This is a genomic window from Agrobacterium sp. El2ro-1b, assembly GCF_048298475.1.
Classification (GTDB): Bacteria; Pseudomonadota; Alphaproteobacteria; order Rhizobiales; family Rhizobiaceae; genus Agrobacterium; species Agrobacterium fabrum.
In genome coordinates, this window is record NZ_CP103458.1 from 1,585,126 (window position 1) to 1,606,934 (window position 21,809).

A 21,809-nucleotide genomic window follows, 5' to 3' on the forward strand; every position below is an offset into this window, starting at 1 on the left:
GAGAGGATCGAAATGCCTATTTCCACCCGTCTGCTCGCAGCCGTATCGATTGCCGCCATCTCGCTGTTTTCAGGCGCAGCCCTTGCGCAGGACAAAATCGTCATCGGCACCGAAGGCGCCTACCCGCCCTTCAACAATCTCGAAGCCGACGGCACGCTGACCGGCTTCGACATCGACATCGCCAAGGCGCTGTGCGAACAAATGAAGGCCGAATGCACCTTCGTCACCAATGACTGGGACGGCATCATTCCCGCCCTTCAGGCCAAGAAGTTCGACGCCATCATCGCGTCCATGTCGATCACGCCGGAACGCCTCCAGAAGGTCGATTTCTCCAAGAAATATTACAACACACCGCCGGCAATCGCCGTGCCGAAGGATTCGCCGATCAAGTCCATCGACGATCTCAAGGGCAAGTCGCTCGGCGCGCAGGGTTCCACCACACACTCCAACTATGCCGAAAAGCATTTCCCGGATGCCGACGTGAAGATGTATCCGACCGCCGACGAATATAAGCTCGACATCGCCAATGGCCGCATCGACGCCGTCATCGACGATATCGTCGTGCTGTCGGAGTGGCTGAAGACCGACGCCGGCAAGTGCTGCAAGATCCTGACGCCGCTCAAGGTCGATCCCGAGATCAACGGCAATGGCGCAGGCATTGCCGTGCGCAAGGGCGACACGGCGCTGGCCGACAAGTTCACGGCCGCAATCGCCGGTATCCGCGCCAGCGGCAAGTATCAGGAGATCAACAAAAAATACTTCGATTTCGACGTTTACGGCGATTAAGCCGGTTCGATCTGTTGAAATCTCGTGGCGGAAGGCTTGCCCTTCCGCCATTTTTGTTTGAAAACGTCACTATAACAATCACGGCGGCTTAAGACCGCAGGGGAAAACTGGCATGAGCGGAGCATTTTCCGCCATAGGTGCGTTCTGGACCTATGTCTCGACACTTCTCGATCCCTTCTGCGGACCGGTCGGTCTCTTCTCGCTTTTCGGAAACGGCACTCTGGTCGCCTGCGGCGATGCGGGCTGGGGCGATGAAATCGCCTTCGGCGTCAAGGTCACGATCTCGCTGGCGCTCGCCACCCTGCCCGTCGGGCTGCTGATCGGCTTCCTCATCGCGCTTGCCGCGCAATCGGAGGAAAAGTCGCTGCGGCTGGCCGCCGGCATCTACACCACCATCTTCCGCGGCCTGCCGGAACTGCTGACGCTCTTCATCGTCTATTACGGCGTCCAGATGCTGCTGCAATCGGTGGCCGGTTATGTCGGTTTTAGCGGCCCTATCGAAATCAATGCCTTCGTGGCCGGCATGCTGGCCCTCTCAGTGGTGTTTTCGTCCTATGCGTCGGAAGTGCTGCTGTCCGCCTTCAAGGCCATACCCAAAGGCCAATATGAGGCCGGTGACGCGCTCGGCCTTTCCCGCAGCCGCACCATGGTGCTCATCATTATTCCGCAGCTTGTGCGGATCGCCCTGCCCGGCATGACCAATCTCTGGGTGATCCTCCTGAAGGACACGTCCTACGTCTCGATCATCGGCCTTGCCGATATCATCCGCCAAACCGGCATTGCCGCCCGCGTCAGCAAGGAAGCCTTCTTCTTCTACGGCATTGCCTGCCTGCTTTATCTCATTCTCGCACTCATCTCGTCGGTCGGCATCGGTTTCATTGACCGCTGGTCTCGCAAATCGGAGGCCGGACGATGAGCCATATCCAGGAACTCATTCCGCCGCAGCCCGCCCCCGTTGTCGCCGACAAGCCGATCAATCTTTCCCGAGTCTTCGGCATTGCCGTCATCACGCTGTGGCTGCTGCTCGCCGCCGGGCTGATCTTCGCGATGATCGAAGGCTGGGACTGGGACAAATTCCAGCGGTATGGCCCGCGCTACATCGACGGTCTCATCACCACCATCACGCTGGTCGGCAGCTCGATCATTCTCGGCGCGATCCTGTCGGTGCCGATCGCCTTTGCCCGCATGTCGGAAAACCGCGTCATCGGTGCGCTCGCTTATGCCTATGTCTATGTGTTCCGCAGCACGCCGCTTCTGGCGCAGCTTTTCCTGATCTACTACGGCCTCGGCAGCTTCCGCCCGGCGCTGGAAGCCGTCGATCTGTGGTGGTTCTTCCGCGAAGCCTGGTATTGCGGCCTCCTGTCGCTAACGCTCAATACCGCCGCCTATCAGGCCGAGATCCTGCGCGGCGCCATCCGGAGCGTGCCGCGCGGCCAGCATGAGGGGGCCGCCTCCCTCGGCATCTCGAAATTCATCACCTTCCGCAAGGTCATCCTGCCGCAGGCGCTGATCGTGGCACTGCGTCCCTATGGCAACGAGATCATCCTGATGATCAAGGGCTCGGCAGTCGTTTCGATCGTCACGGTCTTCGACCTGATGGGACAGACCCGTTACGCCTTCTCCCGCACCTTCGACTATCAGGCCTATCTCTGGGCCGCGATCTTCTACCTGACGATCGTCGAAACGCTGCGGCATATCTGGGCGTGGCTGGAAGCCCGCCTGACGCGACACCTCAAGCGCTGAACGGCAAGGTTGGCAGCACTCATCAACGGAGGCTGCCAACGTTTTGAAAAATATAACAAATTTGTGACGGGTCCGCGCCTTTGGCAAGCTTGGATTAACCCTGTCGTGTTCCCATGTCAGATACAGCGGCAATGCTGTAATCGCAATCATGGATACGGGAACCGCCGTCATGAACAAGGAAATGGAAATGATGCTCAGAGGCTACGGCCTCACCACCGCCCAGATATTCTATCGTATGCCGGACCATCCGCTGGTTCTCCAGACCTATGTCTGGCAGGACTATGATCTCGCCCCGGACTTCCCCGAAATGCATGGTTTCCTCAAATTCTGGCAGGAAAAGCTCGACGGTCCCCTGCATTCCGTCCGCTACGTGCACCGACAGGTGATCTCCGCACAGGAATGGCGCGCGCTGAAGGGAGAGTTCATCCTCCACTGATGCATCTGGCCACATAAGCATTGCGCCCGCCACCGTTGCGGCTTACAGCAAACGTCAACTGATGACGCTGACGGATACCGCACGATGACGAAAAACCAGAAGATTGACGAAGAGGCGCTTGCCGAGGCCTATAACCGTGCGCTGGCGCTCGAAAAGGCCGGAGATGTGGATGCAGCGGTGAAGGCCTATGAGGAAGTTCTCGCCATCGATCCTGACGATCACGGCGGCGCGGCCGTGCGCATTGCCGCCATGGGGCGTGGCGAACAGCCGTCGAAAGCGCCCGACGCTTACGTCGAAACCCTGTTCGACCAACATGCTGAAGCCTTCGAGGATATTCTTGTCGAGCAGCTGGGTTACGCCGTGCCGATGATGGTGCGCCAGCGGCTGCAGACACTGAACCTTGGTCCTTTCAAGCGCCTGCTCGATCTCGGCTGCGGCACCGGCCTCACCGGTGAGGCGCTTCGCGATATGGCCGACGATATCACCGGCATCGACATTTCCGAAAACATGGTCGAGATCGCCCATGAGAAGGACCTCTACGAGACGCTCTACGTCGCCGAAGCCGAGGATTTTCTCGAGGACAATGACGACGAGCCCTTCGACATCATCACCGCCACCGATGTGCTGCCCTATCTCGGCGCGCTGGAACCGCTGTTTTTCGGCGCCGCCGAAAATCTCAACGCCGGCGGCCTGCTGATCTTTTCCTCGGAAACCCTGCCCGCAGACATCATGGCCGGACGCCCCTATATGGTCGGCCCGCACCAGCGTTTCGCCCATGCCGAAACCTACGTGCGGGACCGGCTGGCCGCCACCGGTTTTGAGGTCATCGAAGTCACCGACATCAACGTTCGCATGCAGGACGGCAATCCGACGCCCGGCCATCTGGTGATTGCGAAGCTCAAGGCCTGATGTCGCTTCGGCATTGCATCATTAAAACGGCAATGGCTTGTCGCAGACGTCGCGGCAGATTTCTTCTCCCCGCCGGGGAGAAGGTGGCCCGAAGGGTCGGATGAAGGGGCAAGCTCTCGGTTTATCCTGACCCTTGCCCCCTCATCCCGCTGCCGCGGACTTCTCCCCGGCGGGGAGAAGAAACAAGGGGCATCGGCTCGCCCCACTTTTTAGAAACATGCCTGAATCAACCTCTCAACAACATCCGCCAGCCAGTTGAAGAGATTCAGCTTTCCGACACCATCAACTGGCCTTCGGCCGCCAGACGATATCCGTCACCTTGAGCTTCTTCGGCACGATCTTCAGATCGTAGAATTCATCCGCCAGCGCCTGCTGGTAAGCGATGGCTTCATCCGGAACCAGCGACACCCGCCCGAGATCGGCGCCCGGCCGTGTCAGCGAAACCCTCGTGACGTCCTCCGGAACACCGGTGATCGCCGCCAGAGACTTTGCGGTCGCATCGATATTGGCCTGTGCCTTGGCGCCGACATTTGCGAGTTCCTTCAGGATCAGCGGCACGAGATCGGGATTGGCCTCGACGAAATCGCCATTGGCGAGAAAATAGCTCCAGGGATCGACGATGCCTTCGGCGGTGGAAAGAACCCGCGTCGTCGGCTCTTTTTCCGCCACGGCAAAATAGGGATCCCAGATCGACCAGGCATCGATGCTGCCGCTACGGAAGGCGGCGGCGGCATCCGGAGGCGCAAGATCAACCGGCGTGATGTCGCTCAACGTCAACCCCGCCTTTCGCAGCGCCTTGACGGTAACATTATGGGCGCTGGAGCCGCGCTTGAAGGCGACCTTCTTGCCTTTCAGGTCTTCCAGCGTCTTCAGCGGCGAATCCTTCTGCACGAGGATGGCCGATCCGCCGGCCGCTGCCTTGTAAGTGCCGACGTAGCGCAGATTGCCACCGGCGGCCTGCGCGAAAAGCGGCGGCACATCGCCGGTCGGCCCGATATCCAGCGCACCCGCGCCCAGCGCTTCGAGAAGCGGTGGCCCCGAGGAAAACTCCGACCATTTGACCTCGATGCCGCGATCCTTCAACAGCGCTTCCAGCGCCCCCTGGCTTTTCGCCAGCGCGATCACGCCATTCTTCTGCCAGCCGATCCGCAATGTGGTCGTTGCAGCCCCAGCCCGGCGGATATGCGGCAGGAACACCGCCCCCGTCGCACCTGCAAGCAGTCCCAATGTTCCGCGTCGTGTGATCATATCGATATCCCTCGCTGTTGCCATCATCAGATATTAAAAGCGTAGATATTCGAGAGATTTTATCAAATTCCCATGTTGCGCGGAGACGGCGTGGAGAGAATTGAATGTGCGAGTTTGCCCGATAGGGCGGAATAAGATTGTCGTGCCTTGGCCGTGCATACCGGATGGACCTTCCGGCAGGGTCATCCCCTGACGGGCTAGATCGATGGGGAGAGGCAATCCCACAAATAAAAATGCCCTCCCCGGCGGCCGGAAAGGGCATTGCTCAAAGACAGGATGGACGGCGGATCACTCTTCGCCGGATTTGGGATTATCCAGCAGCATGTAATCGAGCGGCAGTTCCGTCGTATATTTGATCTGTTCCATCGCGAAGGCGGAGGATACGTCGCGAATTTCGATCTTGGCGATCATCCGCTTGTAGAAGGCGTCATAGGCCGCGATATCAGGCACGACGACGCGCAGCAGATAATCGACATCGCCGCTCATGCGGTAGAACTCCACAACCTCAGGAAACTCGGAAACCACTTCCGAGAAACGCTTCAGCCATTCGATCGAATGCGAGGCGGTGCGGATGGAGACGAAAACCGTGACCTTGGTGTTGACCTTGACCGGATCGAGCAACGCCACACGCCGGCGGATAACGCCGTCTTCCTCCATCTTCTGGATACGCCGCCAACAGGGCGTCGTGGAAAGGCCGACCTTTTTCGCCAGATCGGCAACGGCCAGCGTGGAATCCTCTTGCAGAATGCGCAAAATCTTACGGTCTAGGCGATCCAATGCGTCTATCCTCCTGAATTAATTTCCTTTCAATACACTAATTTCCGCAGAAAAACAGAAAATTGTTTCACTAAATCCGCATTTCCACATGTTGTCGCAGAACCGGAAGCAGTTCCTCCGTGAACCACGCGTTCTTTTTCAGCCACCCCGTATTGCGCCAGCTTGGATGCGGAAGGGGCAAAATGCCGGGGCCGGAATTGGCAGGGAGGTAGCTGCGCCAGTTCTCTACCGTTTCGGTCATGGTTTTGTGGCGCCTTTCACCGAGGTGAAAAGCCTGCGCACATTGGCCGACCGCGAGGATCAGCTCCACCTGCGGCATCGCCGCCATCACCCGCTCACGCCACAAAGGCGCGCATTCCCGCCGTGGCGGCAGATCGCTGCCCTTGTCGTCATAACCGGGAAAACAGAACCCCATGGGCACGATGGCGAAACGCTCAGGGTCGTAAAACGTCTGCCGGTCGACATCGAGCCATTGCCGCAGCCTGTCGCCGGAGGCATCGTTGAAGGGTATGCCGGTGTCGTGCACACGCAGCCCCGGTGCCTGCCCGGCGATCAGAATCCTCGCCTTGGTCGAGATCACGACCACCGGCCGCGGTTCATACGGCAGGCGATCGGTCACTCCCTTCAGCGGCGCATCACGACAGAGACGACAGCGGGCGATCTCGCCGCGCAGCTCATCCAACCCGTCATCCCGCAACCACGGGGATCGCTCCGCTTCAGCCATGATCCCACCCGAGAAAATGACGGATGACGGTCAAAAAGCCCGTAGCCGGCGTTTCCAGATCCGCTGCCCGGTGCTCACGACGCCACTCGGAGGGCTTTTCGAATTCTCCCGCCCAAATACCCCGCTCCTCCCGCCGTGCCCTCGCCTGCTCGGCGGAAAACTGGAAATAACCTGATGCGACGGCAAACCCCGCCGACACCATTTCCGAGGACACATCCTTGCCATCCGCCGTGCAATAGACGAGTTGTCGCCCGTAACGGTCCCTCGAGCTGCCGGAGCAGGAAAAATCCCGCGCCGTCACCAGGCGTTGCAGCGCTCCGCGCGCCTCCAGCCCGCACGGCCAGCTCTCACTGCTGCGCAGGCATGTCTGCGCAAGCTCCGGCGCGTCGATCCCGAGCAGCCGGAAGCGTTCGTCTCCCTTGGAAAGCGTATCGCCATCAATGACGAAGAAGCGACCGACATGGGTCTCGCTGTTGATCTGGTCGAGCTTGGCGGCAATGAGAATGCCGAGAAAAACCGTGGCGAGAAAAAGCCCGCCATCGCGCATTGCCGAAAAACGCCCGCGCCTGCCTCCATTTCGTCTCATGTCACAACAAACCCTTGTCAGAAATGGCAAACAAATCCTTTCACGGCAGCATCTTCTTAAGATTTTGGGCGTAGCCTGCAAGGGTTCATGTCACCTGCGTTGTAACAATGAGTAAAAGCGTCAGCACGTCCACAGACAAGATCATCGTCGACCGATCGAAGAAACACCGCAACAAGGCGGTTTTCGACACGGTGAAGACGACGCGTGAACGCCTGCAGCAGGGTGCCGGCGGAAACGAAGCCTATGAACGCGAAATGCTGACCATGCACATCGCCGAAGCCCTTCAGGGCGCGATGATCATGCCACTTTTCATCGTGCTTGCCTCCATCATCGGCCTTTACATCACCGGCGATATCAGCCTGATCATCTGGTCGCTGATTGCGCTGAGTTTTCACGCCATGTCGCTGGTGCTGGCAAAACGAGCCGCCAAACAGGCGATCACCGACGACAATCTCCAGCATTGGAAAAACATCTTTCTCGGCATGCAGATCCTTATCGGCTGCGCCTGGGCCATGTTCGCACTGGCCGAACCGGTGCGCAACGACCCGACGCTCGTTCTTTTCTTCAAGGGATCGACGCTGCTGATCGCCCTTTCGCTGACCGCCATGGCCAACTTCATGCTGCGGCGGGCAACCTTCATGACCTTCCTGCCGGTGCTGGCGGCGCTGTGCATGACTTCGGCGATTTCGCGCGATCCCTTCGATGTCGGTCTGGCGCTGATGTTCGGCATGGCGATCCTCTTCTGTCATCGCATCACCAGCCGGCTTTACCAGACCAGCATCAAGCTCCTGTCCTCGCAGACGGAAAAGGACGACCTGATCGCCGAACTCGAGGTCGCCAATTCTGTGTCCGACGAGGCACGACGGCGCGCCGAAGAGGCCAATCTGGCGAAATCGCGTTTTCTCGCCTCCATGTCGCACGAGCTCAGAACCCCGCTCAACGCCATTCTCGGCTTTTCCGAGGTCATGTCGTCAGAGGTGCTCGGCCCCCTCAACAATCCGCTCTACAAGGAATATTCCGGCGATATCCATCGCTCCGGCCAGCATCTGCTCGATCTCATCAACGAAATCCTCGACCTGTCGCGCATCGAGGCCGGCCGTTACGATCTTAACGAGGAATCCATCTCCATGCTGGAAATCGCCGAGGATTGCATCGGCATGATCCAGCTGCGCGCCCGCGCCAAGAACATCAGGATTTCCCAGCAGTTCGAAGCCAGTCTGCCGCAAGTCTGGGCCGATGAGAAATCCATCCGCCAGGTCATACTCAACCTGCTCTCCAATGCCGTGAAATTCACCCCGCAGGGCGGCGAGATTCTGGTGAAGGCGGGCTGGACGGCGGGCGGTGGGCAATATGTGTCGATCAGGGATAACGGCCCCGGCATTCCGGAAGATGAAATCCCCGTGGTGCTGTCGGCCTTCGGCCAAGGGTCGATCGCGATCAAGAGCGCGGAACAGGGAACGGGCCTTGGCCTGCCCATCGTTCAGGCCATTCTCGCCAAGCACGACGGCCAGTTCATCCTGAAATCGAAGTTGCGCGAAGGCACCGAAGGCATCGCCATCCTGCCGGCAAAACGCGTGCTGCAAAGCCTGCCGGCGGTGGAAGAAACCCACGCCATCCAGCCGCGCCGGCGGTCCTTCGCCTAGAGCATTTTCAGGAAACTGGAGACCTCAGAAGAACAGCGTCGTCACCAGCGAATACAGCACGAAAAATCCGTTCGCCAGCAACAGGCAGAAGACGGCAAAGGAGCCGAGATCCTTCGCATGCCGTCCGACCGAGGAAATTTCCGGCGAAATGCGATCCACCAGCTCCTCGATCGCCGTATTCAGCGCCTCAACCGAAAACAGGAGCAGCATCAGCACCGTGAAAACGAGAAGATGCGCAAAGGGTGCACCGACCACCAGAAGCAGGGCGAGCCCTACTCCGAAGGCGAGAACCTCATGGCGGAACGCCGCTTCCTGCCACAGCCGGCCAAGTCCCTGCACGGAATAACGCGCGGCGGCGAAAAGATGCCGCCAGCCCTTTTCCTTGCGGAATGCAGGCTCGGGTTGCTTCTTTTGCGGCGTCGCGTCCATCTTTGACCTCAATGCTCGGTGCGCGGGCTGATGTGGGTGTCGACACCCGCCGCCTCGAACGTCGCCATGCCGGAATGGCAGGCGGCAGCGGCCTTGACGATGCCGGCGGCAAGCGCTGCACCTGTGCCCTCACCCAATCGCATGCCGAGCGCTAGAAGCGGCGTCTTGCCAAGCTTTTCGACGGCAGCCAGATGGCCCGGCTCGCCTGAGACATGGCCGATCAGGCAATGGTCGAGCGCCGAAGAATTGGCGGCCTTCAACAGAGCGGCAGCGGCCGTTGCTACATAACCGTCGATCAGCACGGGAATGCGCTGCACGCGGGCAGCGAGGATGGCGCCGGCAATTGCCGCGATCTCGCGGCCGCCGAGGCGGCGCATGATTTCCAGCGGATCGGACAGGTGATCCTTGTGGAACTCCACCGCAGCCTTCACCGCCGCGATCTTGCGGGCCATGACTTCGCCTTCCGAACCGGTGCCGGGACCGGTCCACTCTTCCGCCGTGCCGCCATAGAGCGCCAGATTGATCGCTGCAGCAATCGTGGTGTTGCCGATGCCCATTTCGCCGACGCAGAGAAGATCGGTGCCACCGGCAATCGCCTCCATGCCGAAGGCCATGGTAGCGGCGCAGTCCCGCTCCGAAAGCGCCGGTTCGCAGGTGATGTCGCCGGTCGGATAATCAAGCGCCAGATCGAAGATTTTCAGGCCGAGATCATTGGCCACACAGATCTGGTTGATGGCAGCACCGCCGGCTGCAAAATTCTCCACCATCTGCTGGGTCACGGATGTCGGATAAGGGGTAACGCCATGCCGGGTGACGCCGTGGTTGCCGGCAAAGATCGCCACCAGCGGACGCGTGACGGCGGGCGAACGGCCGGACCATGCGGCCAGCCACATGGCGATCTCTTCCAGACGACCGAGCGAGCCGGCAGGCTTGGTCAGCTGCGCATTGCGCTCCTTGGCCGCCACCAGCGCATGCGTATCCGGGCCGGGAAGCTCACGCAACAGCGCGCGAAAATCGTCGAAGGGCAATCCGCTCATGCTCATGGTGTCGGTCTCTTTCGTAGCCGGGTTGGCTGTCGCATCGGCTCATGCGTCCGGAACTTGTGTTTTCCGGCAAATCGGTCTTTGTTGCGCCTCTCATAATCGCGGAAGCGCCGCGGAACAACCGGAAATGCAAGTGCAGCAACGGAGAGAGCATGAAGGCCGGGGATTTTATAACAGATGTCATGCATTCCGTTGCCTTTCTCAGCCGCCTGCCGGTTCCCTCGCGGTTTTTCGACAATGCCGACGGCATGTCGATGCGCCGCACCGCCCGCGCCTTTCCCGCCGCCGGCCTGCTGATCGCCCTGCCCGCCGCTTTTCTAGTTGTGATTTTCGCCACCTTCGATGCATCGCCGCAGCTCACGGGCTGGCTCACCATCGCCCTCACGGCGCTCATCACGGGCGCATTGCATGAGGACGGGCTGGCCGACATGGCCGACGGTTTCGGCAGCGGCAAGGACAAAGCCCGTATGCTTGAGATCATGAAGGACAGCCGCATCGGCAGCTATGGCACCATCGCCATGGTTCTTTCCTTCGCGCTGCGCGCCACGGCGCTCGCATCGCTGATCGAGACCCTGCCCGGAAAAACCGCCGCCGCCTGCCTGATTGCCGCGCTTGTCATGAGCCGCGCCCTGATGGTGTGGCACTGGCAGGCCCTGCCCGCTGCCAAAACCTCCGGCATTGCCGCCGGCGCGGGCCAGCCCGGAGAAAGCGAACGCAACATCGCACTGGTGACGGGTTTGCTGGTCTTCATCCTCTTCACGCTGCACGCTTTGCCCATCCTGTCGATTGCACTTGTGATGGCGGCAGCCATTCTGGCGACGGTGCTGTTCGGCCGGCTCTGCGACAGGAAGATCGGCGGCCACACCGGCGATACCATTGGCGCCTGCCAGCAGATCACGGAGATCGTTACTCTCGTCGCACTTGCTCTTGCGGCATGACGGCCTGATATAGATCATCATGGAAACACCCTGCATCCATATCTGTCGCCTCGATGTGACCCATAGCCTCTGCATCGGCTGCGGACGCACGCTGGATGAAATCGGCGGCTGGGCAGATTATAGCGACGAGAAGCGCCGCACGATCATGCGGGCGCTGCCGCAGAGACTGGCAAATTTGAGCGAGACCGCCAAGGAGACGCATACCGCATGAACAGGCTGACCATCGTTCTCCTTATCCTTGCCGTGGGCCTCGGCTTGCTTCTCATCAATCACGATGGTGGCCGCACGCTCGGCATCGATAATGATCAATTCGCACAGGCTCTCTATCTGGTACCCATTGCCGGCCTCCTGTCGGTCGGCATCCTCGCCGGAAGACGTGGCGGCTTCGGCACCGTCATCCGCCAGCTCGCCGTCTGGCTGGTCATCATCCTCGGCCTCGTCTCGCTCTATCTCTATCACTACGACCTGCAATCCTTCGGCGACCGGCTGCTGAGCGGCCTCATGCCCGGCCGCGCCGTGGTGGTGACGACGGCTGGCGGCGAACAGGAAATTGTCCTGCACAAATCGATGAGCGGCCATTTCGAGGCGAATGTCGGCGTCGATGGCAAGACCATCCATATGCTGGTCGATACCGGCGCAAGCTCCGTGGTGCTCGCCAATGCCGACGCCGCCGAAATCGGTATCGACACGGGCAGCCTGCGCTATACCGTACCGGTCATGACCGCAAACGGCCGCACGGCAGCCGCCCCCGTCACCCTGTCGGAAATCGGCATCGGCCCGATCGTGCGCCGCAACATCCCCGCCCTCGTCGCCCAGGATGGCCAATTGGGCCAGAGCCTGCTCGGCATGAGCTTCCTGTCGACGCTCGGTTCGCTGCAGATGCAGACGGATGAATTGCGATTGCGGGATCGATAAGCCGGAGGCATCAAGGGCTACGGCTCGACACTCCGTATTCGTCATCGGCCGCGGAAAGGAAATACCCGGTTTCGAACACAATCAGAATGTTCTTTTCGCACTGCCCAGTCGCGACAGAGCATTCCCCCTTGATTCCTTCCCATTTGATAATTTATGTTGGTGCTGTTCTCAGGGCGGGGTGTAATTCCCCACCGGCGGTATCGGGATTTTCCCGGAGCCCGCGAGCGCTTCCGGTCTCCAACGCCGGAAGGTCAGCAGATCCGGTGAGAGGCCGGAGCCGACGGTATAGTCCGGATGGAAGAGGACAAGGCATAAAGACGCCCGCACTCTGTGGGCTTCGCATTGCATTGTTCGCCCAAGGGATATTTGGCGCTTCTTGAAGCGCGAAAATGCCGCAAACCGGCATAACCCTTGAAAGGCTTGAAATAAAATGACTATTGCTAAAATTGAAGACGCCATCGACGCCATTTCCCGTGGTGAAATGGTGATTGTGGTTGACGACGAAGACCGCGAAAATGAAGGCGATATCATCGCCGCCTCCGACAGCATTACCCCACAGCAGATCGCTTTCATGATGAACCATGCGCGCGGGCTGGTGTGCGTCGCCATGCCGGGCGAGCGTCTGGATGCGCTCGACATTCCGCTGATGGTGTCGCGCAATACCGAATCCCTCAAGACGGCCTTCACCGTGTCGGTAGACTATATTCCGGGCACCACGACAGGCATTTCCGCCGCCGACCGGGCAAAGACCGTGCGTGCGCTGGTGTCCGAGGATTCCCGCCCGGAAGATTTCGCCCGTCCCGGCCATGTCTTCCCGCTCCGCGCCAATCCAGAAGGCGTTCTCGGCCGCACCGGCCACACGGAAGCAGCCGTCGATCTCTGCCGCCTTGCAGGAAAATTCCCGTCCGGCACCATCTGCGAAGTCGCCAATGACGATGGCACCATGGCCCGCCTGCCCCAGCTCGAAGTCTTCGCCGAACGCCACGGCCTGCTGGTCGTGACGATCAAGGACCTCGTCTCTTATCTCAAGGGCGAGGTTGTCGAGGAAGTGGTGCAGAAGCAGGTGGCTTGAACTGCGCAAACCTGTGGTGCAAATACCAAAACGCCCGGCGTAGGCCGGGCGTGAATTTGGAGGCAGACATTACTTCTTATGCGACATCGTCCTCAGACTCTACTGCTGCCTCGTTTGGATTTTCATGGAATTTGCTGTCGCCTCGAAGTAAGTGGCAAAGGACGCACATCCCCTCGACGTCATCCTCGGCCCTGTCCCGAGGATCTAAACACGTCGAATGAAATCAATACGTTGCAGATCCTCGGGACAAGCCCGAGGATGATGGCCGTGAACTTTTCAGACTTCATCAGTCGTTGAAGCTGGGCGACCATGCCAAGTCCTACCAGCAGCAGAAACCGCCATCCACCAGCAGGTCCACGCCCGTCACAAAACTCGCCGCATCTGATAGCAGGAAGATCGCAGGGCCGACCATCTCGTCCACGCCCGCCATGCGCTGCATCGGTGTCTGCTCTTCGAACAGCTTGGTCTGGTGCACCATTTCCGGCCGCGTGTTCATCGGCGTCGCCGTATAACCCGGCGAGATGGTGTTGACGCGGATGCCGCGGCCGACCCATTCCATCGCCATGGATTTCGACATGTGGATGACGCCAGCCTTCGAGGCATTGTAGTGGCACTGCATCAGGCCGCGATTGACGATGACGCCGGACATGGAGGCGATGTTGACGATCGCGCCACGGCCGTTCTTCAGCATGGCGTTGGCTTCCGCCTGGCAGGACAGGAAAACGCCCTTCAGGTTGATGTCCATCATCGTCTGGAACTGGCTTTCCTCCATCTCCTCGGCCGGATTGGCGTTGGCGATGCCGGCAGCATTGACGGCGAGCGACAACGCACCGAGTTCAGCCTCCGTGCGGGCCACGGCTTCAGTCAAAGCCTGCTTGCTGGTGACGTCGGCGGCAATCTGGATCGACTTGCGGCCGGCTCTGGCGATGAAATCGGCCGTCTGCGCCAGGCCGTCATCGGTGCGGCGGTCAAGCAGCGCGACATTGGCGCCGGACTGGGCAAGCCCCATGGCGATGCGCTGGCCGATGCCGGAACCGGCACCGGTGACGAGCGCCACCTGACCGGCAAGATCGAACAGTTTCGGCGCGTTGAGGGTGATGGTGGACATCGCTATTTCCTTCTTCAGATGGTTGCCAGTTCCATGACCGAAACGTCGTTGGCCTCGTCTCGGTTGAGGATGCCGGCCTGTTTTCCCTGCGCAAGCACGAGGATGCGGTTCGATACGCCCAGCACTTCCTCGAGATCGGAGCTGACGACGATGACGGCCACACCGTCTTTCGCCAGACCGACGATAATATCGTAGATGCCCGCACGCGCGCCGACATCGATGCCGCGCGTCGGCTCGTCCAGCACCACCACACGCGGATTGCGGGCCAGCCATTTGGCAATGACCACCTTCTGCTGGTTGCCACCGGAAAGATCCGAGGCCGGCTGTTCGCTGCGGCCCTTGACGCCGAATTTTGCGATGGCTTCCCTGGTAAAGGCACGCTTGATGCGCGGGGTTATCCAGCCGGTGCCGACACGGTCAAGATTGGCATAGATCAGGTTTTCACCGATCTCGTGCTCCACCACCAGACCCTGCAGCTTGCGGTCTTCCGGCACCATGACGATGCCTTTCTCTATCGCATCCGCAGGACTTTTCAGCGTCAGCACCTTGCCATCCAGCAACACCTCACCCGCACTTGTCGGATCGGCACCGGAAATGGCGCGCACCAGCTCGGTGCGTCCCGCGCCGATAAGACCGGCGATGCCGAGAATTTCACCGGCGCGAACGCCGAAGCTGATGTCGCGGAAAGCATTGTTAGCACCCGTCAGCCCCTTGACCTCCAACACCACCTTGTCCTGCGGTTCGGGCAGCGCCGGGAACAGGCGCTCCAGCGAGCGGCCAACCATGCTTTCGACGATGGTGCGCACCGGCGTCGCGCTGTCGGCGAACTCATGCACCCGCTCGCCGTCGCGCAACACGACGATGCGGTCGGTGATCTGTCTGATTTCTTCCATACGGTGGGAAATATAGACGATGCCCACGCCCTCGGCGCGCAGCTTGCGCACCTGCTCGAACAGCGCCTGCGTTTCCGCGCCGCCAAGTGCGGCCGTCGGTTCGTCGAGGATCAGCAACTTGGCGTCCAGCGCCAACGCCTTGGCGATTTCAATCAGCTGCTGGTTCGCGGTCGAAAGGCCACCCACCTTGCGGGTCGCGGGAATGTGGAGATTGAGGCGCGCCAGTTGCTGCTGGGCTCTGCGCACCATCTCGGCGTTGTCGACAACACCGTTCTTCATTAGCCAGCGGCCGATAAAGACGTTTTCAGCAATCGAAAGCTCCGGCAGAAGCTTCAGTTCCTGATGGATGAGCACGATTCCCTTGTCGATCGCCTCACGCGGAGAAGACGGCGCATAAGGCTGCCCAAGCCACGTCATTTTGCCTTCAGACGGCTCACGCGAACCGGCGATAATGCCCGATAGCGTAGACTTGCCCGCACCGTTTTCACCCAGCAACGCCACCACTTCGCCCGGATAGACGTCAAGATCGACGGCTTTGAGAACTTCAAGCGGACCGTAACGTTTGCTGATGCCACGGAGCGAAAGAACCGGCTCGCGCATGACGGGACCTCCCAGGGAGCATTCACAGCGGAATAGGCCGCAGCTTTGCGTCCGAATTGCGTAAAGACAAAACAATGATACCCCCGCGCATCCGACGGACGCGCGGGGGTAGAGATATTACGGATGGTTGGCGATGAAGCCTTCGACATTTTCCTTTGTCGTCAGCGTCGCATCGGAGAGCTGAACGGCGGGAACCTTCTCGCCGCCGACGATCTTGACGGCCATTTCGACAGCCATGCGGCCCATCTTCTGGGTCTGCTGCGTCGCGGTCACGTCGAAGACGCCGTTCTTCAGCGCTTCAAGCGCCGCCGTATCGCCATCGAAACCGCCAACGACGATCTTCTGCGAAGGGTTGGCAACCTTGATTGCCTGTGCCGTGCCAAGCGCCAGACCATCGGCCTGTGCAAAGACAATGGAAACATCCGGGTTGGCCTGCAGCAGGTTCTGCATGATCTGGAAGCCTTCGTCCTGGCTCCACATGTTGGACCACTGTTCGGCAACAACCTTCACGCCGGAATTGGCCTTGACCGATTCCATGCAGCCCTTGGTACGGTCAACTTCCGGCGTCGTGCCCTTCTGGCCGTGGATGATGACCATCTTGCCGGCACCACCGGCCTGTTTGATGATGTAGTCGCAAACCGACTTGGCGGAAGCGACGGAATCGGTGGCAAGGAAGGTATCACCCGGCGCGCCATCGGCATTGCGGTCGATGTTGATGACCGGCACGCCTGCGGCTTTCGCCAACTTCACCGGAACGGTGGCGGCAGCGGCGCCAGCAGGAATATAGATCAGCGCGTCGATGTTCTGGGTCAGAAGATCCTGGATCTGGTTGACCTGCGTTGGGCCATCGCCCTTGGCATCCACGGTGACGACGGCAATGCCACGCGTCTTGGCTTCGGCTTCGACGGCCTGCTTGATCTGGTTGAAGAAGTTCGCCTGCAGATTGGCGACAGCAAGGCCGATCTTCTTGACTTCGGCGGCGTTGGCCTGGCCGAGCGACAGGGCGAGAAGGGCGGCGGATGTCAGCAGAATGCGTGAAAATTTCATGATTATTCCTCCATTTGTTGATTTTTGACCCTCGGGCAGATCGAACCTCCTCCCCTCCGGTCGTTTTTCACGCCTCCCGTATCGGGAGGGTCGTTTATTGCGCGGACGGCTCATCCCCGTCCGCAGGCAAATTCAGCTTCTGCGGCGGCGCAGCGTTTCAGCGCCCACGGCCAGCACGATGACGACACCGATGATGACCTGCTGCAAAAAGGGAGAGACGTTGAGAAGATTGAGACCGTTGCGCAGCACGCCGATGATCAGCACGCCGATCAGCGTTCCGCCGATGCCGCCCGCACCACCCGAAAGCGAGGTTCCGCCGATGACGACGGCCGCAATCGTATCCAGCTCGTAACCGAAGCCGCTGGAGGGCTGCACCGAGTCGAGACGCGCCGCGAGAACAATGCCCGCCAGACCGGCCAGAACCGCACAGGCGATATACACACAGATCGTCACCAGCGGCACGTTGATGCCGGCAAGACGCGCCACTTCCGGGTTGCCACCCACCGCATAGACTGTGCGGCCTTCGGAGCGGAAACGCAGGAAAAGCCAGGCAACAAGTACCACAACCAGCATCAGCAACACGGTTGCCGTCAACACGCCGAAATGGCGCTCAATCGCCAGCATCATGAACCAGTCGGGAAAACCGACGATCTGCTGGCCATCGGTAATCATATTGGCGAGACCGCGCGCGACCGACATCATCGCAAGCGTGGCGATAAACGCTGGCACCCGGAAGGCGGTAACGAGAATACCGACGACAAGACCGCAAGCGGCAGAGGCGATCAGCGCCAGCACGATGGCCATGCCCATCGGCATGCCGGCGACATTGGCCGTCCAGCCCATGATCATCATCGACAACGCCAGAACCGAACCGACCGAAAGATCGATACCGCCGAGCAGGATCACGAAGGTCATGCCAACGGCCATGATGCCGAGCACGGTGATCTGGTCGAGAATGTTCAGGCCGTTTCGAAGCGACAGGAAGTTTTCGCTGGTGAAGGTCAGAAACACACACAGTAGCAACAGGCCCAAAAGAGGTCCGGTCGCACCGCTTAACCAGGCAAGCGGGCTTTTGGTGTGCGTGACCCCCTCATTGCGTTCAAGCGCGGACATGGCTCCTCCCGATGACTGTCTTGTCTTTTTTAAACCGATTAGAATAATTATTCATCATCGGTGAAACATGCATAAGCCAGTTAGGAGAAGCTTGTCAATAGGGCGTTAACCGCAAGGCCGTTGGCGAACGAAGACTGGAGGCGCTCGATCTTCAGCCTCCCCTCATTCCTGTGCTCGTCACAGGAATCCAGCCGACGCGCGTCTGCGCGGCGAAAAATCTCCTCTAGCCCAAGGACTTGGGCTGACTGGATTCCTGTGACAAGCACAGGAATGAGGGAGGTGGGGATGCTCTTCCGCGTGAATGCGGATTGAGCGACAGAGGGAACCCGCACGGGCCGAAACAGGAGAATTCGTAATTCGACCTTGACAGAAACGCCAAGTCTGCAATTATATAAACAGCTGTATAAATATTCACACGCATGTTTTGAAGAGGATCCCATGCAGCCCACAGAGCTAGAGCGCATTGCGCGCCAGATCCGCCTGCGCGACCTGCAGGCTGTTTTCGAAGCGGGCGCCGGCCATATCGGCGGCGAATTGTCGGCCATCGACATCATGACCGCCCTTTATTTCCGCGTCCTGCGCATCTGGCCGGATGAACCGAAGAACCCTGCCCGCGACCGTTTCGTGCTTTCCAAGGGCCATACGGCCTGCGCGCTGTATGTGACGCTTGCCAAGCGCGGTTTCATCCCGGAAGAGGAAATCTCGACCTTCCTGCAGCCGAATTCGCGCCTCAACGGCCATCCGAACTGTAACAAGGTGCCGGGTGTCGAAACCAATACCGGCCCGCTCGGCCACGGGCTGCCGGTTGCCGTCGGCATGGCCAAGGCGGCCAAGCTTTCCGGCGCGGACTACCACACCTATGTCATGACCGGCGACGGCGAGATGCAGGAAGGCTCCAACTGGGAAGCCATCATGTCCGCCGCGCAATTCAAGCTGAACAATCTGACGCTGATCATCGACCACAACCGCTTTCAGCAGGGCGCCGCCATTGCCGACACCAATGATGTCGCGCCGCTTCGCCCCAAGCTTGAGGCTTTCGGCTGGGAAGTGAGCGAGATCAACGGCAACGCCATGGCGGAAGTCGTTCCGGCGCTGGAGCATCGCGGCGATCGCCCGCATTGCATCGTCGCCCACACCAACAAGGGTCACGGCATTTCCTTCATGCAGGACCGTGTCGACTGGCATCACAAGGTTCCGAGCAAGGAACAATACGAGATTGCCGTCAAAGAACTTTCGGAGGCATTGTAATGAACGCGCCCGTAATCGCCGCCAAACTTTATGACTGCCGCGACGCCTTCGCCGAAACGCTGGAAGCGCTGGCCGCCGCCAATGACAAGGTCGTCGCCGTCTGCAACGATTCTGTCGGCTCCTCGAAGCTCGGTGGCTTCAAATCGAAATTCCCCGAGCGCCTCGTCAATGTCGGCATTGCCGAACAGAACATGGTAGGCGTCGGTGCCGGTCTTGCCAATGGCGGCCAGCTGCCCTTCGTCTGCGGCGCTTCCTGCTTCCTCACCGGCCGCGCGCTGGAACAGATCAAGGCCGACCTTGCCTATTCCAACGCCAATGTGAAGCTGATCGGCATATCCTCCGGCATGGCCTATGGCGAACTCGGTCCGACGCACCATTCCATCGAGGATTTCGCCTGGACCCGCGTTCTGCCAAACCTGCCGGTCATCGCCCCCTGCGACCGCATCGAGACGGCAGCCGCCGTCAAATGGGCGGCGGACTATGCCGGCCCATGCTTCCTGCGCCTGTCGCGCGTCGGCGTTCCGGATCTGCTGCCGGAAGGCCACGTCTTCGAACTCGGCCGCGCCAACCTGCTGCGTGAAGGTTCCGACCTGACGCTGATCGCTAATGGCACGCTGACCCACCGCATCGTCAAGGCCGCCGATATTCTGTTGAGCCGGGGCGTCAAGGCGCGCGTGCTGAATATGGCAACCGTTCGCCCCGTCGATGAAGCCGCCATCGTCGCGGCAGCCAAGGAAACCGGCGCGATCCTGACGGCTGAAGAACATTCGATCTTCGGCGGCCTCGGTTCGGCCATCGCCGAAGTCGTGGTCGACCATTCGCCAGTGCCGATGAAGCGCCTCGGCGTTCCCGGTGTCTTCGCCCATACCGGTTCCGCCGAATGGCTGCTGGATGAATTCGGCATGGCACCGGCGGCCATTGCGGATGCGGCTGAAGCGCTGATCAAGAGAAAATAAGGTCTCCTCCCAGGGTCGTCGCGTGTCTTCGGATGCGCGGCGACTTCTTTTAGTACGCACGCAGCTTCTTAAACAAAGAACACCGTGTGAAAATGACCGCCGCAGACGAGAGAACACAGTGATGCGCGCTATTCTGTCCATCGATCAGGGCACCACCAATTCCAAGGCCATACTCGTCTCGGAAACCGGAGAGTTGCTCGCGCGCGGTTCATCGCCGGTCGGCATTACCTATCCGCAGCCCGGCTGGGTGGAACAGGACCCGAACCGCATCTGGGCCTCGGTCCGTGAAGCGATCTCCGCCTGCCTCGCAGCCGCGCCCTCTGACATCGATGTCGCCGCCATCGCCATTTCCAACCAGCGCGAATCCGTGACCATCTGGGACGGCGAAACCGGCGAGCCGCTTGGCCCGGTCCTCAGCTGGCAATGCCGCCGCACCGCAAAGGACTGTGCCGACCTGATCGACAGGGGCCATTCCGAGCGCGTCATGGCGCTGACCGGCCTGCCGATCGACCCGATGTTTCCCGGCGCAAAAATGCGCTGGCTTTTGGAGCGCGCGCCGAAGGGCCGCAGGCTCCGCCTCGGCACCATCGATAGCTGGCTCATCCATTGCTTCACCGGCGGCAAGGTCCATGCCTGCGATGCCTCCAATGCTGCCCGCAGCCAGGTGCTCGATCTCAACCGGCAAGTCTGGAGCGAGGAGCTTTGTGACCTCTTCGGCATCGATATCAACGCCTTGCCTGATCTGCGCGACAGCAGCGGCGATTTCGGCGTGACATCAGGCGTTCCTGGCATCAAGGACGGCACACCGATCCTCGCGGCCATCGGCGACAGCCACGCCGCCCTTTTCGGCCATGGCGCGTTCAACCCCGGCGACGGCAAGGTGACTTTCGGCACTGGCTCGTCAGTCATGACGACGCTGCCGCATTTCATCGCGCCTGAGCGCGGCATCACCACGACGGTCGCATGGCGGCTCGGCGGCAAACCAACCTTCGCCTTTGAAGGCAATATTCTCGTTTCGGCGGCCTCCCTGCCATGGATGACGGAGATTCTCGGCCTGCCGGATGTCGCGGCCCTCGTGGAGCTTGCCGCCACCGCCGAGCCTGATGGCCCCGGTTTCGTCCCCGCCTTCGTTGGTCTCGGTGCACCCTATTGGGATACGCATGCCCGCGCATTGTTCTCCCAGATCAATTTCAGCACCACCCGCGCCCAGATGGCCCGGGCCGTCACCGATTCCATCGCCTTTCAGGTCCACGATGTCTTCGCCGCCATGCGCGCGCAGTCGCCTTCCGGCTTTGGACGCCTATTCGTGGATGGCGGGCCGAGCCAGAACCCTTTCCTGATGCAATGCGTCGCCGATATGCTGGAACACCCCGTCATTCAGCGAGACGCGCCGGAAGCTTCCGCGCTGGGTGCTGCCTATCTCGCCGGCCTGGCCCTCGGTGTCTGGAGCGATCTTAATGCCATCGCGGCGTTGAATAGCAACGGCAACACCATTGCGCCTGCAAACGGTGAAAGCCGTCAGCGGCTCGGCATCTGGCGCGACGCGATTGCCCGCTCGACCTTGCCCGTAACCTCGGGTAATGGTGAATAAAAAT

General features: G+C 60.3%; 23 protein-coding genes and 1 riboswitch. Of the genes, 13 read left to right on the forward strand and 10 right to left on the reverse strand.

The window, feature by feature from the left end; all coding sequences use genetic code 11:
* Positions 1-12: 12 nt before the first annotated feature.
* The 5 genes from NYR50_RS07900 (at position 13) to NYR50_RS07920 (ending at position 3,874) form a co-directional block, all read left to right on the forward strand.
* Entirely contained in the window at positions 13-786 is a 774-nt protein-coding gene (locus tag NYR50_RS07900) for an ABC transporter substrate-binding protein (RefSeq protein ID WP_269712185.1), read from the forward strand.
* Positions 787-898: 112 nt separating this feature from the next.
* Positions 899-1,702, forward strand: a complete 804-nt coding sequence (locus tag NYR50_RS07905) for an ABC transporter permease (protein ID WP_174008746.1) — start codon at positions 899-901, stop codon at positions 1,700-1,702.
* Positions 1,699-2,529, forward strand: a complete 831-nt coding sequence (locus NYR50_RS07910) for an ABC transporter permease (protein ID WP_418135573.1) — start codon at positions 1,699-1,701, stop codon at positions 2,527-2,529. Before NYR50_RS07905 ends, NYR50_RS07910 begins: the two co-directional genes overlap by 4 nt.
* Positions 2,530-2,698: 169 nt before the next feature.
* Positions 2,699-2,965, forward strand: a complete 267-nt coding sequence (locus NYR50_RS07915) for an usg protein (RefSeq protein ID WP_003516070.1) — start codon at positions 2,699-2,701, stop codon at positions 2,963-2,965.
* Between the two features lie 84 nt (positions 2,966-3,049).
* The gene (locus NYR50_RS07920; RefSeq protein WP_174008748.1) at positions 3,050-3,874 is read left to right on the forward strand and encodes a class I SAM-dependent DNA methyltransferase; all 825 of its coding nucleotides are present in this window, start codon (positions 3,050-3,052) and stop codon (positions 3,872-3,874) included.
* Positions 3,875-4,156: 282 nt separating this feature from the next.
* Here NYR50_RS07920 and NYR50_RS07925 read toward each other — a convergent pair whose 3' ends face one another.
* The 4 genes from NYR50_RS07925 to NYR50_RS07940 all read right to left on the reverse strand — a co-directional run bounded on the left by NYR50_RS07925 (position 4,157) and on the right by NYR50_RS07940 (position 7,209).
* Entirely contained in the window at positions 4,157-5,122 is a 966-nt protein-coding gene (locus tag NYR50_RS07925; protein WP_035215936.1) for an aliphatic sulfonate ABC transporter substrate-binding protein, read from the reverse strand.
* A 288-nt stretch (positions 5,123-5,410) separates the two neighbouring features.
* Positions 5,411-5,899, reverse strand: a complete 489-nt coding sequence (locus NYR50_RS07930; protein WP_003507846.1) for an Lrp/AsnC family transcriptional regulator — start codon at positions 5,897-5,899, stop codon at positions 5,411-5,413.
* A gap of 70 nt (positions 5,900-5,969) precedes the next feature.
* Positions 5,970-6,623: a uracil-DNA glycosylase family protein gene (locus tag NYR50_RS07935; protein ID WP_418135574.1), complete on the reverse strand. Its 654-nt coding sequence runs from the start codon at positions 6,621-6,623 to the stop codon at positions 5,970-5,972.
* On the reverse strand, positions 6,616-7,209 hold the full coding sequence (locus NYR50_RS07940) for a thermonuclease family protein (protein ID WP_418135575.1): 594 nt from the start codon (positions 7,207-7,209) through the stop codon (positions 6,616-6,618). Before NYR50_RS07940 ends, NYR50_RS07935 begins: the two co-directional genes overlap by 8 nt.
* Positions 7,210-7,316: 107 nt before the next feature.
* Here NYR50_RS07940 and pdhS2 point away from each other — a divergent pair, with 107 nt between their 5' ends.
* Entirely contained in the window at positions 7,317-8,852 is a 1,536-nt protein-coding gene (pdhS2, locus tag NYR50_RS07945; RefSeq protein WP_418135576.1) for a two-component system sensor histidine kinase PdhS2, read from the forward strand.
* Between the two features lie 24 nt (positions 8,853-8,876).
* Here pdhS2 and NYR50_RS07950 read toward each other — a convergent pair whose 3' ends face one another.
* Complete coding sequence (locus NYR50_RS07950) at positions 8,877-9,281, reverse strand: diacylglycerol kinase (RefSeq protein WP_121690435.1); 405 nt, start codon at positions 9,279-9,281, stop codon at positions 8,877-8,879.
* 8 nt (positions 9,282-9,289) lie between these two features.
* Positions 9,290-10,324, reverse strand: coding sequence for a nicotinate-nucleotide--dimethylbenzimidazole phosphoribosyltransferase (cobT, locus tag NYR50_RS07955; RefSeq protein WP_174020484.1), 1,035 nt, complete (start codon positions 10,322-10,324; stop codon positions 9,290-9,292).
* 152 nt (positions 10,325-10,476) lie between these two features.
* On the opposite strand from cobT, the gene NYR50_RS07960 reads away from it, so the two are divergent.
* The 4 genes from NYR50_RS07960 (at position 10,477) to ribB (ending at position 13,249) form a co-directional block, all read left to right on the forward strand.
* A complete protein-coding gene (locus NYR50_RS07960) occupies positions 10,477-11,262 on the forward strand; it encodes an adenosylcobinamide-GDP ribazoletransferase (protein ID WP_418135577.1) in 786 nt (261 codons plus the stop codon).
* Between the two features lie 19 nt (positions 11,263-11,281).
* The gene (locus NYR50_RS07965; protein WP_418135578.1) at positions 11,282-11,473 is read left to right on the forward strand and encodes a DUF1289 domain-containing protein; all 192 of its coding nucleotides are present in this window, start codon (positions 11,282-11,284) and stop codon (positions 11,471-11,473) included.
* Positions 11,470-12,177, forward strand: a complete 708-nt coding sequence (locus NYR50_RS07970; RefSeq protein ID WP_418135579.1) for a TIGR02281 family clan AA aspartic protease — start codon at positions 11,470-11,472, stop codon at positions 12,175-12,177. The genes NYR50_RS07965 and NYR50_RS07970 overlap by 4 nt, the downstream gene beginning before the upstream one ends.
* 160 nt (positions 12,178-12,337) lie before the next feature.
* Positions 12,338-12,487: riboswitch (FMN riboswitch) on the forward strand.
* A gap of 120 nt (positions 12,488-12,607) precedes the next feature.
* On the forward strand, positions 12,608-13,249 hold the full coding sequence (ribB, locus tag NYR50_RS07975) for a 3,4-dihydroxy-2-butanone-4-phosphate synthase (protein ID WP_418135580.1): 642 nt from the start codon (positions 12,608-12,610) through the stop codon (positions 13,247-13,249).
* A 319-nt stretch (positions 13,250-13,568) separates the two neighbouring features.
* Here ribB and NYR50_RS07980 read toward each other — a convergent pair whose 3' ends face one another.
* The 4 genes from NYR50_RS07980 to NYR50_RS07995 all read right to left on the reverse strand — a co-directional run bounded on the left by NYR50_RS07980 (position 13,569) and on the right by NYR50_RS07995 (position 18,010).
* Entirely contained in the window at positions 13,569-14,357 is a 789-nt protein-coding gene (locus NYR50_RS07980; protein WP_418135581.1) for an SDR family oxidoreductase, read from the reverse strand.
* A gap of 14 nt (positions 14,358-14,371) precedes the next feature.
* Positions 14,372-15,850: a sugar ABC transporter ATP-binding protein gene (locus tag NYR50_RS07985; protein ID WP_418135582.1), complete on the reverse strand. Its 1,479-nt coding sequence runs from the start codon at positions 15,848-15,850 to the stop codon at positions 14,372-14,374.
* A 117-nt stretch (positions 15,851-15,967) separates the two neighbouring features.
* Entirely contained in the window at positions 15,968-16,897 is a 930-nt protein-coding gene (locus NYR50_RS07990) for a sugar ABC transporter substrate-binding protein (protein WP_418135583.1), read from the reverse strand.
* Between the two features lie 132 nt (positions 16,898-17,029).
* Positions 17,030-18,010: an ABC transporter permease gene (locus NYR50_RS07995; protein ID WP_418135584.1), complete on the reverse strand. Its 981-nt coding sequence runs from the start codon at positions 18,008-18,010 to the stop codon at positions 17,030-17,032.
* Between the two features lie 438 nt (positions 18,011-18,448).
* Here NYR50_RS07995 and NYR50_RS08000 point away from each other — a divergent pair, with 438 nt between their 5' ends.
* The 3 genes from NYR50_RS08000 to NYR50_RS08010 all read left to right on the forward strand — a co-directional run bounded on the left by NYR50_RS08000 (position 18,449) and on the right by NYR50_RS08010 (position 21,805).
* Positions 18,449-19,258 carry a transketolase gene (locus NYR50_RS08000; RefSeq protein WP_418135585.1) on the forward strand — a complete coding sequence of 270 codons (810 nt, stop codon included), beginning with the start codon at positions 18,449-18,451 and terminating at the stop codon, positions 19,256-19,258.
* Positions 19,258-20,214 carry a transketolase family protein gene (locus NYR50_RS08005; RefSeq protein ID WP_418135586.1) on the forward strand — a complete coding sequence of 319 codons (957 nt, stop codon included), beginning with the start codon at positions 19,258-19,260 and terminating at the stop codon, positions 20,212-20,214. The genes NYR50_RS08000 and NYR50_RS08005 overlap by 1 nt, the downstream gene beginning before the upstream one ends.
* 121 nt (positions 20,215-20,335) lie before the next feature.
* The gene (locus NYR50_RS08010) at positions 20,336-21,805 is read left to right on the forward strand and encodes an FGGY family carbohydrate kinase (RefSeq protein ID WP_418135587.1); all 1,470 of its coding nucleotides are present in this window, start codon (positions 20,336-20,338) and stop codon (positions 21,803-21,805) included.
* The last annotated feature ends 4 nt before the right edge of the window (positions 21,806-21,809 follow it).

Excerpts from the sequence above, each read along its gene's own strand:
- NYR50_RS07900 (WP_269712185.1), top strand. The coding sequence starts at position 13 with ATGCCTATTTCCACCCGTCTGCTCGCAGCCGTATCGATTGCCGCCATC.
- NYR50_RS07905 (WP_174008746.1), top strand. The coding sequence starts at position 899 with ATGAGCGGAGCATTTTCCGCCATAGGTGCGTTCTGGACCTATGTCTCG.
- NYR50_RS07910 (WP_418135573.1), top strand. The coding sequence starts at position 1,699 with ATGAGCCATATCCAGGAACTCATTCCGCCGCAGCCCGCCCCCGTTGTC.
- NYR50_RS07915 (WP_003516070.1), top strand. The coding sequence starts at position 2,699 with ATGAACAAGGAAATGGAAATGATGCTCAGAGGCTACGGCCTCACCACC.
- NYR50_RS07920 (WP_174008748.1), top strand. The coding sequence starts at position 3,050 with ATGACGAAAAACCAGAAGATTGACGAAGAGGCGCTTGCCGAGGCCTAT.
- NYR50_RS07925 (WP_035215936.1), bottom strand. The coding sequence starts at position 5,122 with ATGATCACACGACGCGGAACATTGGGACTGCTTGCAGGTGCGACGGGG.
- NYR50_RS07935 (WP_418135574.1), bottom strand. The coding sequence starts at position 6,623 with ATGGCTGAAGCGGAGCGATCCCCGTGGTTGCGGGATGACGGGTTGGAT.
- NYR50_RS07940 (WP_418135575.1), bottom strand. The coding sequence starts at position 7,209 with ATGAGACGAAATGGAGGCAGGCGCGGGCGTTTTTCGGCAATGCGCGAT.
- pdhS2 (WP_418135576.1), top strand. The coding sequence starts at position 7,317 with ATGAGTAAAAGCGTCAGCACGTCCACAGACAAGATCATCGTCGACCGA.
- NYR50_RS07950 (WP_121690435.1), bottom strand. The coding sequence starts at position 9,281 with ATGGACGCGACGCCGCAAAAGAAGCAACCCGAGCCTGCATTCCGCAAG.
- cobT (WP_174020484.1), bottom strand. The coding sequence starts at position 10,324 with ATGAGCATGAGCGGATTGCCCTTCGACGATTTTCGCGCGCTGTTGCGT.
- NYR50_RS07960 (WP_418135577.1), top strand. The coding sequence starts at position 10,477 with ATGAAGGCCGGGGATTTTATAACAGATGTCATGCATTCCGTTGCCTTT.
- NYR50_RS07965 (WP_418135578.1), top strand. The coding sequence starts at position 11,282 with ATGGAAACACCCTGCATCCATATCTGTCGCCTCGATGTGACCCATAGC.
- NYR50_RS07970 (WP_418135579.1), top strand. The coding sequence starts at position 11,470 with ATGAACAGGCTGACCATCGTTCTCCTTATCCTTGCCGTGGGCCTCGGC.
- ribB (WP_418135580.1), top strand. The coding sequence starts at position 12,608 with ATGACTATTGCTAAAATTGAAGACGCCATCGACGCCATTTCCCGTGGT.
- NYR50_RS07980 (WP_418135581.1), bottom strand. The coding sequence starts at position 14,357 with ATGTCCACCATCACCCTCAACGCGCCGAAACTGTTCGATCTTGCCGGT.
- NYR50_RS07985 (WP_418135582.1), bottom strand. The coding sequence starts at position 15,850 with ATGCGCGAGCCGGTTCTTTCGCTCCGTGGCATCAGCAAACGTTACGGT.
- NYR50_RS07990 (WP_418135583.1), bottom strand. The coding sequence starts at position 16,897 with ATGAAATTTTCACGCATTCTGCTGACATCCGCCGCCCTTCTCGCCCTG.
- NYR50_RS07995 (WP_418135584.1), bottom strand. The coding sequence starts at position 18,010 with ATGTCCGCGCTTGAACGCAATGAGGGGGTCACGCACACCAAAAGCCCG.
- NYR50_RS08000 (WP_418135585.1), top strand. The coding sequence starts at position 18,449 with ATGCAGCCCACAGAGCTAGAGCGCATTGCGCGCCAGATCCGCCTGCGC.
- NYR50_RS08005 (WP_418135586.1), top strand. The coding sequence starts at position 19,258 with ATGAACGCGCCCGTAATCGCCGCCAAACTTTATGACTGCCGCGACGCC.
- NYR50_RS08010 (WP_418135587.1), top strand. The coding sequence starts at position 20,336 with ATGCGCGCTATTCTGTCCATCGATCAGGGCACCACCAATTCCAAGGCC.